Genomic DNA, 12,002 nt, shown 5'->3' with positions numbered 1-12,002 from the left:
CCTGGTTCATCCCGCCACCCCACATCGACCCCCGCCAGAGACCACGACGCAACCACTACTTCCACCCCGCCCAACTCCCCACCGCCGCATGACCGCCGGCCCGGATGACCCCACCGGCACCGGCCCCGGCACAGACAACAGCGTCCCGTCACAGCGGCACCGGCTCCGGCCGCGGCACGGGCCGCAGCGTTGCGGTCGCAGCGCAACTGGCGCCGGCCGCGGCGCAGTGACAGGGCACGGCCCGTCGCAGGAGGCCAGTAGCCCGCGACGTTGTGCAGGCCGCTTCCGGGACGCGCTGCAAAGGGCTGCGGCTAGGGAGCAGCCGTTAATCGGTTTGCATTTTGCGGGGCGCTCCGTGCACCCGGAGGAGTAAAATTCCTTCCGGGGGGCGGGCCTGGAAAGAGGATAACCATGCTCAAGGATCAGCAAGTCGGCGCCATATTACCGGCAGCGGATATCGCCCGCGCGCGTGCCTTCTACCGCGACAAACTCGGACTCGAACCCGAAAATCCGGATGCGCAGGACAACCTGCAATATAAGTGCGGCGGGGGCACCGGGTTCCTCCTTTATGAGACGCCCAATGCCGGCAGTGCCAAGAATACGCAGATCGGTTGGTTGGTTGATGACTTGCCGGCTGCAGTTTCGGAGCTCCGAGCAAAAGGAATCGTCTTCGAGGAATACGATTTCCCTGGTTTGAAGACCGAAGACGGCATTGCCAAGACTCCGGACGGGAGCTCGGCAGCGTGGTTCCTGGACACTGAGGGCAACATTCTGAGCCTCAACCACATGGCGTAGGCACTACGCCACGAAGTGCAGGGATCATCCTTGCGGGAGCTCAGAGGGCTCGCCGCGAGGTCTGACGCGAGGGCGACCGTGGTGCCAGTCGGTGCAGCCGGCACGGCCAAGCGGTGCGGATCGGGTCCGGAAACGTCTAGAGCGCAGAGGCAGGCGACGAAGCCAGACGCCAAGGATAGAAGAACGGAGCCCGGTGGGCCGTCAAGAAGTGCGGCCCCACCGGGCTTTTGTGTCCAAGGGACTGGCCAACTGACCAAAGCGCGAAGACTCTTGTGCCCCACGACTCTTGGGCCCGCGTCGATGGAACGTCCGGCTGTGGGCCCAAAGGCCCAGCCGCTACGCGACCGTCCCCGCCTCCAGCTCCGCCTCCGGTTCCTCGGACCACGCCATGCTGGGGCCAATGGCGTCGATGGCCTGCGACAGCGGGATCCCCGAGCCGTCACGGCGGCCATGCTCGCCCGGAAGTGAACGGGCCACACCGGCCAGTGAGGATGCCTTGGCCGGGCCGTGGCCTGCCCAGGCGAGCAGCAAGGTGTCCTCGCCCTTGAGGAAGCGGTGCGCCCGCACCCCTGCCGTGGCCCTGCCCTTGGCGGGGTACTCGGCCAGGGCGGTGACCTTGGCGGCCCCGGGCGCGGTGCCCGGCAGGGCGCCGTCGGTCCCCGCGATGGTCACGACGACGGCGGCGGCGTCCGTTGGGCTGGCGGTACCGAAGAACAGCACGCGGTCGCCGGCGGCCAGCTTGATCCCGGCCATGCCGCCCGCGGTCCGGCCCTGAGGGCGGACGGAGGAGGCGCTGAAGCGTAACAACTGGGCCAGGCGGGTGAGGAAGACGAGATCGTCGTCGTCGGACGCGGCGGCCGCCACACCCACGACGGCGTCCTTGTCCTTGAGCGCGATCACTTCCCAGTCCTCGCGGTTCAGCGGATAGTCCGGCTGCACACGCTTGACCACGCCCTGGGCGGTTCCGATCGCGAGGATCTGGTCCAGGGGCGCGAAGGCCACCAGCGACTCGCCCTTCAGCAGCGTGATGAATTCCTTGGCCGGGACGCCGCCGGCCATGTTCGGCGTTCCCGACGTCGGCGGCAGCACCGGCATGTCCATGACCTGCAGCCGCAGCATGCGTCCTTGCGAGGTAACGGCTGCGATCTCTCCGCGGGCGGACGTCTTGACCACCGAAGCGAAAACGTCATGGCGTGTCCGGGGTCCGGTCTCGGCCAGGCTGTCCTGGTTGGAGGTCCGGGCGATTTGCCCGGACACCGTGAGGATGGCCCAGCAGGGATCGTCCGCGATCTCAAGCGCCAGCGGCGCGGCTTTGCCCTTCACGCCTGGCGCGGCACCGGCGGGGGCGGCCACGGTGGGGGAGACGGCCTCGGATTCCAGCAGGACGGTCCGTCGCGGCGTGCCGTACTTCTCCGCAATCTCGCTGAGTTCGTCTGAAACGAGGGCACGCAACAGCGCGGGGGAGCCGAGGATGGCCTCGAGCTCGGCGATCTCCCGGCGGAGTTCCTCCTGCTCCTTCTCCAGTTCGATCCGGGAGTATTTGGTCAGCTGCCGCAACCGAAGTTCCAGGATGTAGTTGGCCTGGATCTCGGAGAGGTCGTAGATGGACATGAGCCGGGTCCGGGCGGCGGCGACCTCGTCGGAGGACCGGATGATCTGGATGACCTCGTCAATGTCCATGATCGCGACCAGGAGGCCCTCGACCAGGTGCAGGCGGTCCTTCTTCTTGCCCAGCCGGAAGGCCGTGCGGCGCCGGACGACGTTGATCCGGTGGTCCACGTAGACCGAGAGCAGCTGCACCAGCCCAAGGGTCTGCGGCTGGCCGTCCACGAGCGTGACGTTGTTGATGCCGAAGGAATCCTCCATCGGCGTGTAGCGGTAAAGCTGCTGGAGCACAGCGTTGGGGTTGAAGCCGTTCTTGAGCTCAATAACCAGGCGGAGGCCGTGCTTGCGGTCCGTGAGGTCCACAATGTCGCTGATGCCGGTGAGCTTCTTGCCGTTGACGGCGTCCTTGATCTTCTCGATCACCTTCTCCGGGCCCACCATGTAGGGCAGTTCGGTGACCACTAGGCCGGTGCGGCGCGCGGAGAGCTGCTCGACGTCCACCTTTGCCCGGGTCTTGAACGAGCCGCGGCCCGTGGCATAGGCGTCGCGGATGCCGTCCAGGCCCACGATCCGGCCGCCGGTTGGCAGGTCCGGGCCGGGGACGAACTTCATGATGTCCTCGAGCGTGGCGTCCGGGTTATCGATCAGGTGTCGCGCCGCGGCGATGACTTCCACGAGGTTGTGCGGGGCCATGTTCGTGGCCATGCCGACGGCGATGCCCGTCGCGCCGTTGACCAGCAGGTTGGGGAACGCGGCAGGCAGCACATCCGGCTGGGTCAGCTGGTTGTCGTAGTTGGGAATGAAGTCGACGACGTCCTCGTCGAGGTGGTCCGTGAGCGTCAGGGCGGCAGCCGCCAGCCGGGCTTCCGTGTAGCGGGGGGCCGCCGGGCCGTCGTCGAGCGAGCCGAAGTTGCCGTGTCCGTCAATCAGCGGCAGCCGCAGGGAGAAGTCCTGGGCCATGCGGACCATGGCGTCGTAGATCGCGGCGTCGCCGTGGGGGTGCAGCTTGCCCATGACCTCGCCCACCACGCGGGCGCTCTTGACGTGGCCGCGGTCCGGGCGCAGGCCCATGTCGGTCATCATGTACAGGATGCGCCGTTGCACGGGCTTGAGCCCGTCGCGGGCGTCCGGGAGGGCCCGCGAGTAGATGACTGAATACGCGTATTCGAGGAACGAGCCTTCCATCTCGGAAGTGACATCGATATCGACGATGTTCTCTACGAATATTCCTGCGGAATCCTGGCTGGCGTCCCCTGCCGGGGGCGTGGTTTGGCGGCGTGCCATGGGGCGGGTGGGTCCTTCTGAGGGGTGCTAAAGAGTACTGCGTAAGTTTATGACTAGGCTAAGCCTATGGTGGATCAGCCCGCGGACGGCGTATATCCGGAATATTGGGAAGCCGATGTTGTCCTGCGCGACGGCGGCACCGCACATCTGCGCCCCATCCACCCCTCCGATTCGGACGCTGTCCAGGCCTTCCACGTGGGCCAGTCCCAGAAGTCGATTTACATGCGGTTCTTCGCCTTCAAGTCCCGCCTGTCCAGCAAGGAACTCCAGCGCTTCACCGAGGTGGATCACAGGGACCGGGTGGCGCTGGTGATCACCATCGGCGGTGAGATTATGGGCATCGGCCGCTACGATCGGCTCGATGATCCGGCGGAGGCGGAGGTGGCGTTCAACATCGCCGACGCTCATCAGGGCCGCGGGATCGGCTCCATCCTGCTGGAACACCTCGCCGCTGCCGCCCGCGAAAACGGGATCCGCAAATTCAGTGCCGAAGTGCTCCCGGAAAACCGCAAGATGCTCATGGTGTTTTCCGACGCCGGCTACGACGTCAAACGGCACTTCGAGGACGGCGTCGTCAGCCTGGAGTTCAACATCGACCCCACGGACAAGTCCCGGGCCGTGATGGAATCCCGCGAGCACCGCGCCGAGGCCCGCAGCATCCAGGAACTGCTCGCACCGTCCTCCGTGGCCGTGATCGGAGCGAGCCGCAAATGGGGAACGGTGGGCTACCAGCTGCTCGAGCACGTGATCGAAGGCGGGTTCCCAGGCCCGGTCTATGCGATCAACCCCGAGGCGTTTGAACTGGCCGGGATGCTCTCCTTCGCCAGGCTTTCCGAGGTCCCCGGCCCAGTCAAGCTCGCCATCATCGCTGTCCCGTATGACGAGGTCCCCAAGGTGGTCCAGGAATGCGCCGCAGCCGGGGTGAAGGGGATCGTGGTGGCCACGGCCGGGTACGCGGACGACGGCGAACGCGGCCTCGCGCGCCAGCGCGAACTCGTGCGGCAGGCCCGCGCCAACGGCATGCGCGTGATCGGCCCGGCGTCGCTGGGCATCGTCAACACCAACCCGGCAGTGTCCCTCAACGCCTCGATGGCCCCCGCACTGGCCCGCCGCGGCGGCCTGGGGCTCTTCAGCCAATCGGCCGCGATCGGCGTCTCCCTCTACGCCGCCTCCAGCCGCCGCCGCGTGGGCATTTCCACCTTTCTTTCCGCCGGAAACCGCGCCGACGTCTCCGGGAACGACATGATGCAGTACTGGGAGGACGACGCCGACACCACCGCGGTGGGCCTGTACCTGGAATCGATCGGCAACCCGCGCAAGTTCTCCCGGCTGGCGCGCCGCCTGGCCCGGACCAAACCGGTGATCGTGGCCAAGTCAGGCGCCATGGGGCTGAACCTGCCGCCCGGGCACGCCGTCCGCACCACGCAGGCGCCCCCCGAAGCCCTGGATGCCATGATGCGCCAGGCCGGTGCGATCAGGGTGGAGACCATTGAAGAGCTCATGGATGTTGCCCAGGTGGTGTCGAGCCAGCCGCTGCCCAAGGGACCCGGCGTCGCTGTCTTCAGCAACTCCCGCGCCCTTGGCAAGGTGGTGGCGGACAGCGCTGCAGGCCAGGGGCTCGGGGTGGAACGGATCGTGGCCGACGTCGACCTCGACGCCGGCATGTCGCAGGCACTGCCGGCGCTGCGTCGAGGCTTGCAGGAAGCACTGACGGTCGGCACCGTGCACGCGGCGGTGGTGGCCCTGCTTCCCGCGCGCGGGCTTACCGTCGAGAAGATCGCCGAGGTGCTGGCTGAATGTTCAGCGGCGGCCGGCAAACCCGTGGTCGCGGCCTTCACCGGAATCCTTGACCCCTCCATCTACGTCGAGGGCATGGTGGGTGCCGATGGCGGGCAGCGGGGCGAGACTCCCGCAACCCCGCCGGTTCCCTGCTTCTCCAACCCGGGCGCGGCGGTGGCGGCCTTGGCCGCCGTCGTGCGTTACGCACAGTGGCTGGGCCGGGACCATGGCCTGTTCGTGGAACCCGAAGGCTGCCACCCGGACGCTGCACGGGCGGACCTGGAGCAGCTGCTCCACAATGTCGGCGGAGAGCAGCTCGTGCGGCTGGACGAGGCCACGGCGGCGCGGCTGCTGGGCCACTACGGCATCCGGGTGGTTCCGTCGGTCGGGTTCGAGACCACCGAGGAAGCCGTGGCAGCTGCCGGGCAGCTGGGCTGGCCCGTGGCGTTGAAGACCACGGATCCCGCACTGCGGCACCGGCTCGACCTTGGCGGGGTGCGGCTGGACATTCAAGACGCCGAGTCGCTGCGGAGCAACGTGGCGCAGATGCGCCAGTCGCTGGAGCGGTACGGATCCCCATCCCTCGAAGTGCAAACCATGGTGCCCGTGGGGCAGGCCTGCACTTTCCGTGCGATTGAAGACCCGTTGCTGGGGCCGGTGGTCTCCTTTGGCCTGGCCGGAGACGCCGTGAACTTGCTCGATGACTGGGCCCACCGCGTGCCGCCGCTGTCCGGATCCGATGTCCACGATTTCATCCGGTCGCCCCGGGCCTCGAGGAAGCTCTTTGGCTATCAGGGCCTGCCCGCCGTGGACGTTGGCGCGCTCGAGGACCTCGCCGCCCGGCTCACACGGCTCAAAGACAACCATCCGGAGGTTGCGCTGGTGGAATTCAATCCCGTACTGGCCGGTCCCGATGGCGCCTCCATCCTGGCCGCCGACGTCCGGATCGCCAACGCCGCCCAGCGGACGGACAGCGCCCGCCGCGCAATGCGCAGCTAGCCGCGAGAATGCCGGGGCGGTTAGCAAGTCCCCTGTCGATCTGTGAAAATGGGACCATGAGTTCCCAGCCTCCAACACCCGAACCCCTGGCGACTGCCCCCGGGCGCCAGACCGCGCGCCTGAACGGCCTCCATGACCACAGCGCGCAGGGCCAGAGCCTGGACGGGGCCCTCCAACAGGCCGGGTTCTACCCGCGTCTTGTCGCCGACGTCGTCTCCGACGCCCTGGATGGCCGCGACTGCGTGGCCCACCTGGTGCACCTCGAGACACACTTCGACCGTGCCGAGGTCCGCCGCCACATCACCGTCCTGGTGCTGACTGAGGACATGCTGGTCATCACCCACGTTGACGACCAGCAGCTCGACGAGGCCGGCGAGCAGACCGTCGCCCAGGTCTCGACTGAGTCCGTCCCCGTGACGCAGATCCGCTCGGTGGTCTTGAGCTACGTCTACGCACAGCCGCAGGACTACAAGCCGTCCGACCCGGTCCGCGAATTGACCCTGTCCATTGCCTGGTCCGGCGGTCAGCGCCTCGACATGGGACCGGCCACCTGCGGGGACCCGCAGTGCGAGGCCGATCACGGCTACAGCGGCACCATCGCGCAGGAAGACATCGTCCTGCGGATCAGCGCGGAGGCGGACGGCCTGCAGGCGGTGCAGGACGCCAAGCACTTCGCACGCGCGCTTCGTGCCGTTAACACCGGCTCCGCGGCTCCGGTTCCGCACCCCGGGCCAGGCCTGCCGCCGCGACCCCGGATGGGCGTGTTCGGAAACCGCCTCAGCCGCGGCCACCAGCGCTGATATGGCTCACGTCCGTGAGCCAGAGCCCGCGCAAAATGAGTTGCCGCCTGTGTCCGTCCGTTCTGGCGCGCCCGTAGGTGTGGCTTCTGCCGGCACGTTGACCTCCGACGCTGCGTACCCGCTTCCGCCAGCGCCTGCGTTCGGGCGCCGCTCCATCGCCGAGGTCCTGACCAGCGCCGCAGCGAGCCTGGGCGTTCCGGGATTCGACGACAAGCTCAACCTTCCGGCCGCCAAGCACGTCTGCGTGGTGCTGGCCGACGGGCTGGGCCGCAACCTGTTGAAGCAAAAGTCGGCCCACACCCCCTTTCTGCGTTCGGTCCTGCAGGGCGGCCAAGGCAACATTCCCGTGTCCCTGGACTCGGCCTTCCCGTCCACCACGGCTGCGTCGCTTGCGAGCTTCGGCACCGGCCTGTCCGCGGGCCAGCACGGCATGGTGGGTTACGACGTCCTCGACCCGGACCAGGACCGGGTGGTCAACATGCTCGGAAACTGGGATGCCGGCGTGAATCCGCTGGTGTGGCAGCCGTTTCCCACCGTCCTTGAACGGGCCGCCGACCACGTCGACGTCACCACCGTCAGCCTCCCGCAGTTCAGCACCTCCGCCATGACCGAGGCCGCGCTCCGCGGCGGGCGATTCGTCACCGGAACCACGTCGCACGCGCGGACGGCCGGGGCCGCCGAGGCCATGGCCGGCGGCGGCCCCTCGCTGATGTACTTTTACGTCAACGAGCTCGACAAAGCCGGGCACCGCCACGGCTGCCAGTCACCCCAGTGGGAGCACCAGCTTGAAGAGCTCGACGCCACCGTCCGTCGGCTCAGCGCCACCCTGCCGCCCGGCACTACCGTGCTGCTCACGGCGGACCACGGCATGGTGGACGTGCCGGAATCGCAGCGGATCGATTACTCGGCGGAGCCTGCGCTCCTCGCCGGAGTGCGGCACACCGCCGGCGAGCCGCGGATGGTCCATCTCTACCTGGAGGATGGAACGGACGACGCCGCCCGCGCCCGCCTGCTGGAAAACTGGCGGACGCGCTTTGGCGACAGGATATGGGCCTTCACCCGGGAGGAAGCCATAGCGGGCGGACTGTTCGGCGATGTGCGGCCCGAGGTCGCCGTCCGGATCGGCGACGTCATGATCGCTGCCCGGGACGCCCTGGCGCTCTACGACACGCGGCGGGTCCGGCCCACGGCCCTCGAGGTCGTCGGTCAACACGGATCCTTGACCAAGGCCGAGCGGGAAGTTCCCCTGCTGTACTTCCGGGCTGACGGTAAGAGGGCCCCTCGGGGCTAAGCCCGCCAGTACGGGACGTCAGCGTGCCTCTCGGTCCGCTCTACTGGTCGTTCCGGGTCCCAAAGACGATTTCGTCCCAGCTGGGAACGCTCGACCGTTTCGGCTTCGCCGGCTGGCGCTCCGGCTGCTCCGTGCCGTTGTCGTTCCTCGCAGCTTGCGCCTCGCGCTGCTGCCGGCGGGAGGTTCCACCGCCGATCAATTCATCCAGGCCCGGGCTCGCGGTAGGGTTTTTGCTCACTGGACGCAGCTGTGAGGCCGCGATGGTGACTTCCCGCGTCTCGGTACTGACGCCGTCGTGTAGCCGGAGGCTGTCTTCCTCGTCGGGAAGGCGCGGCGCCAGGGTCAGCCGGGACAGCATGGACGGTCTGCCGTCGCGCCGGCGCGTGAGGGCATCGACTTCCGTCGGGGCGGCCTCGTTCGTGGCAGGGATGGCGGGGGCCGAAGCAGCTGGCTCCGCGGGCTCGGCAGCGTCCAAATCGACGTCGTCAGCCTCTTGGTCCTCGGAAGGAGCCTCCGGTTCGGCATCCTCCGCTTCGTCCTCCTGCCGAACTTCGGCAGGCCTGGGGTGGGCGGCGGGGACTCCTGCGTTCAGGAGCATGGCGAGGGCATCGTCCGCGTCCTCGTCCACACCAATCCGCTGGCCCCGGCGGGACCGCAGCATGTCCAGCAGGCCGTCGGCCTCCTGCTCCTGGTGAATCCTGTCCTGCTGCAGCAGCATCTGGTGGATGATGCTGTGCTGGCCGGTGGCTGTGCGGGCCGCGGCCTCGGCATCCGTTTCAAAGTCAAAGGGGCGGTCAGAAACGGCCGTAAGCCGCCGGGCCGGAACGGGACCTTCAAACGGCTCGAGCTCGCTGAGCTGCTGCGCCCAGCGGTTGGCGTTTTGCAAGGACTTCCGGGCCGGGTGGAAGGTCCACATGGCCGGCGGCTCCTCGCCGATCCCGGCGGGTCCCTTGGGCTCGAACCGCGCCACCACGTTCCAGCTTCCGTCAGGACGCCGCCACGAGTCCCACTCCAGGGTCGAGGGTTCGACGCCGTAGGCCCGGAGGCGGTGCTCCACCATGTCGCTGAGGGAAGCCGGGTTGTCCCCAAATACGGACCGGTAGGCGTCGTGGCCCGGGGTAGGGGAGGCCACTTCCACCTTGCGCGCCTGCTCGGCGATGTACTCGCGTTCGGCGAGGACCGGTCCTTCATAGCGCTGAACTTTTTCCAACGGAATACCGGACAGCTCCGCCACCTCGGCGGCGGTGGCTCCGTTGCGGATCCGGGTCTGGATGTCGCGCGGAGACATGGCAATCGGCGGTGCGGCCTCGCTGGAGGTGGCCTTCGCCGCCGCTCGGCTGGCTGCTACCCGAAGTGCTTCATCGATTGGCAGCTGGAACATCTCGCCGCCGGCGCCACTCAACAGGAGATGCTCTCCATCGTCGTGTACGCCTACAAGCCGTAGATCCTGCATACAAATCCTCCACCCTGGCATTACTAACAATCGAAACTCTGCCACCAGCGGGACACATTTCCGGTTAGGACGGCTGGCGCGCCGTGATTTTCCGCGACTTTCCGCCGGTTTTGGCGGTGCGGCCGGGGATGGCGGGCGGAACTGACCGGCGGCCTCTGGCATTCGGAGGGCGCTTAAGCAAAAATGTCCGACAGCGGGCACAAAAACCGCATGGCTGGCGTTACATCGGTGAACCGATCCAGGAGCCCAGGGTTACCCTCCCGGCAGGGCCGAGTGGAGCGGCGAACCAACCAAATGAATGCGGAGTGTGAGCAACAAATAATGGCGACTGATTACGATGCGCCGCGTAAAACCGAAGAAGACCTCAGCGAGGAATCGATTGAGGCGCTGAAGGCGCGCCGTACGGAGAAGCCTTCCGCCGTGGTGGATGAAGACGAGTCTGACCTCGCCGAAGGCTATGAACTTCCTGGCGCTGACCTGTCCGGTGAAGAATTGCTGGTCCGTGTCCTGCCCGCCCAGGCAGACGAATTTACCTGTGCCTCATGCTTCCTTGTCCGCCACCGTTCGCAGATTGCCCGCGAAAAGGACGGCCTCAAGTATTGCAAGGACTGTGAGGGATAGGCCCCGTCCGTGGGGAGGCCCGGCCATGGGGGACGGGTAACCGGGAGAAGGGGTAAACGGGGACGGGATGCGACCTAGGAGCTGAGGGCGGCGATCAGCTGCTCCGGGTGCCGGGTGGACGTCAGCCAGTAGGGGGTGCGGTCCGACGGATCCTCGATCTCGATCCGGACCACCGGATCCACCCAGCCGCGGATGCACAGGAATGCGAGCCCGTTAAGCCGTGGTCCCCGTTCTGCCGTCGCTTCTTTGCCCCGGTAGGCCGTTGCCTTGCCCAGGAAGCCGCGTTCGATCGTGGCCCGGCCCACCTTCAGGGTCGCTTTCGTGACGATGATTGACGGTGTGGACAGCAGCAGCAGCACGGAGATGATGACGAAGAGCACGATCGCTGCCGTGATGCCGACCCAGATGCTGATGGGTGCCAGCATGAGGATTCCGGCGCTGGAGAGCAACGCCGACACCAGCCAGATCCAGAAGTTCGGCCGGAGCTTCTCAGCGTAAAGGACAGTGGAGTCGCTGGGGGCGCTATTGGGGGCAGGCGCAGCTGCGCTGGATTCGGGCATAAGCACAGCTTTTCACCTTTCGCAGGCTATTTCATCTCAGCTCCCGCCCGCTCCTCCCTCGGAGGCGGTGGGCCCCGGCGGTGTGCCCGGGTGTGTGCCCGGCGGTGTGCGCAGTCCAGCCGGTCGGGCGGCTAGGACGATACTCCTTGCTGGCGTTAGAGTGAGAAACTGTGACTGAAGAAAACACCGCCGTCGCAGGTGCCGCACTCGCGGCCGACGACACAGAGTACGGAACGCCCACACTGACGGTACAGCTGAAGATGCTCGACGACGGGCTCGAGCCGCCGTCGTACGCGCACCCGGGCGACGCGGGCGCCGACCTACGTGCCCGCGAAGACGTCATGCTCGCACCGGGGGAGCGCCGCCTGGTACCGACAGGCGTGTCGATTGCGCTCCCGGATGGATTCGTTGCGTTGATTCACCCGCGGTCCGGCCTCGCCACAAAGCACGGGCTGACGGTGGTGAACGCCCCGGGCACGGTGGACGCCGGCTACCGCGGAGAAATCGCGGTGACGCTGCTCAATACCGACCAGAACGAGCCGATCGAGCTGCGCCGCGGCGATAGAATTGCACAGATGGTCATTCAGCGCGTGGAGTACGCCACGTTCCTCCCCGTTGAGGAACTGGACGGCTCGGTCCGCGGCGGAGGCGGGTTCGGCTCCACCGGCGGTTTCGGTCGACCCGTCTGAGTACCGGTCACGGGCGGCCACCAGTTGCCCGGAATTTTTTGGCAGTGCCACACCTGGTGCTGCAGCAAGATCTCCAGCACCCGCGCGGGACGAGTGGTGCGGCGATAATTTGAGCAGGCGAAAAAT

Annotated in this window: 9 protein-coding genes; 6 read left to right on the top strand and 3 right to left on the bottom strand. The window is 67.2% G+C overall.

Annotated features, from left to right (window positions below; all coding sequences use genetic code 11):
- Positions 1 to 411 precede the first annotated feature (411 nt).
- Entirely contained in the window at positions 412 to 795 is a 384-nt protein-coding gene (locus ACFVVK_RS18505; RefSeq protein ID WP_390270274.1) for a VOC family protein, read from the top strand.
- Positions 796 to 1,131: 336 nt separating this feature from the next.
- Here the strand turns inward: ACFVVK_RS18505 and ACFVVK_RS18500 are convergent, their stop codons facing one another.
- Positions 1,132 to 3,684 (bottom strand): DNA topoisomerase (ATP-hydrolyzing) subunit A, encoded by a 2,553-nt coding sequence (locus tag ACFVVK_RS18500; RefSeq protein ID WP_390270271.1) that lies wholly within the window; start codon positions 3,682 to 3,684, stop codon positions 1,132 to 1,134.
- Positions 3,685 to 3,750: 66 nt separating this feature from the next.
- Here ACFVVK_RS18500 and ACFVVK_RS18495 point away from each other — a divergent pair, with 66 nt between their 5' ends.
- The 3 genes from ACFVVK_RS18495 to ACFVVK_RS18485 are packed head-to-tail and all read left to right on the top strand — an operon-like array spanning position 3,751 to position 8,553.
- Positions 3,751 to 6,462 carry a GNAT family N-acetyltransferase gene (locus tag ACFVVK_RS18495; RefSeq protein ID WP_390270268.1) on the top strand — a complete coding sequence of 904 codons (2,712 nt, stop codon included), beginning with the start codon at positions 3,751 to 3,753 and terminating at the stop codon, positions 6,460 to 6,462.
- A gap of 56 nt (positions 6,463 to 6,518) precedes the next feature.
- Positions 6,519 to 7,262 (top strand): DUF5998 family protein, encoded by a 744-nt coding sequence (locus tag ACFVVK_RS18490; RefSeq protein ID WP_390270265.1) that lies wholly within the window; start codon positions 6,519 to 6,521, stop codon positions 7,260 to 7,262.
- A gap of 1 nt (position 7,263) precedes the next feature.
- Positions 7,264 to 8,553: an alkaline phosphatase family protein gene (locus ACFVVK_RS18485; RefSeq protein WP_390270261.1), complete on the top strand. Its 1,290-nt coding sequence runs from the start codon at positions 7,264 to 7,266 to the stop codon at positions 8,551 to 8,553.
- Between the two features lie 40 nt (positions 8,554 to 8,593).
- On the opposite strand, the gene sepH is transcribed toward ACFVVK_RS18485, so the two are convergent.
- The gene (sepH, locus tag ACFVVK_RS18480; protein WP_390270258.1) at positions 8,594 to 10,006 is read right to left on the bottom strand and encodes a septation protein SepH; all 1,413 of its coding nucleotides are present in this window, start codon (positions 10,004 to 10,006) and stop codon (positions 8,594 to 8,596) included.
- 321 nt (positions 10,007 to 10,327) lie between these two features.
- Between sepH and ACFVVK_RS18475 the strand changes: the two genes are divergently transcribed.
- A complete protein-coding gene (locus ACFVVK_RS18475; RefSeq protein ID WP_090956565.1) occupies positions 10,328 to 10,627 on the top strand; it encodes a DUF4193 domain-containing protein in 300 nt (99 codons plus the stop codon).
- 74 nt (positions 10,628 to 10,701) lie between these two features.
- On the opposite strand, the gene ACFVVK_RS18470 is transcribed toward ACFVVK_RS18475, so the two are convergent.
- On the bottom strand, positions 10,702 to 11,187 hold the full coding sequence (locus ACFVVK_RS18470) for a DUF3093 domain-containing protein (RefSeq protein WP_390270254.1): 486 nt from the start codon (positions 11,185 to 11,187) through the stop codon (positions 10,702 to 10,704).
- Positions 11,188 to 11,357: 170 nt separating this feature from the next.
- Here ACFVVK_RS18470 and dut point away from each other — a divergent pair, with 170 nt between their 5' ends.
- A complete protein-coding gene (gene dut / locus ACFVVK_RS18465; RefSeq protein WP_390270251.1) occupies positions 11,358 to 11,876 on the top strand; it encodes a dUTP diphosphatase in 519 nt (172 codons plus the stop codon).
- Positions 11,877 to 12,002 lie beyond the last annotated feature (126 nt).

The sequence above is a fragment of the Arthrobacter sp. NPDC058192 genome (assembly GCF_042883665.1).
In the GTDB taxonomy this organism is placed as follows: Bacteria; Actinomycetota; Actinomycetes; order Actinomycetales; family Micrococcaceae; genus Arthrobacter.
The sequence above is the reverse complement of the archived record's forward strand: the minus strand, read 5'-3'. Positions and strand labels throughout refer to the sequence as shown.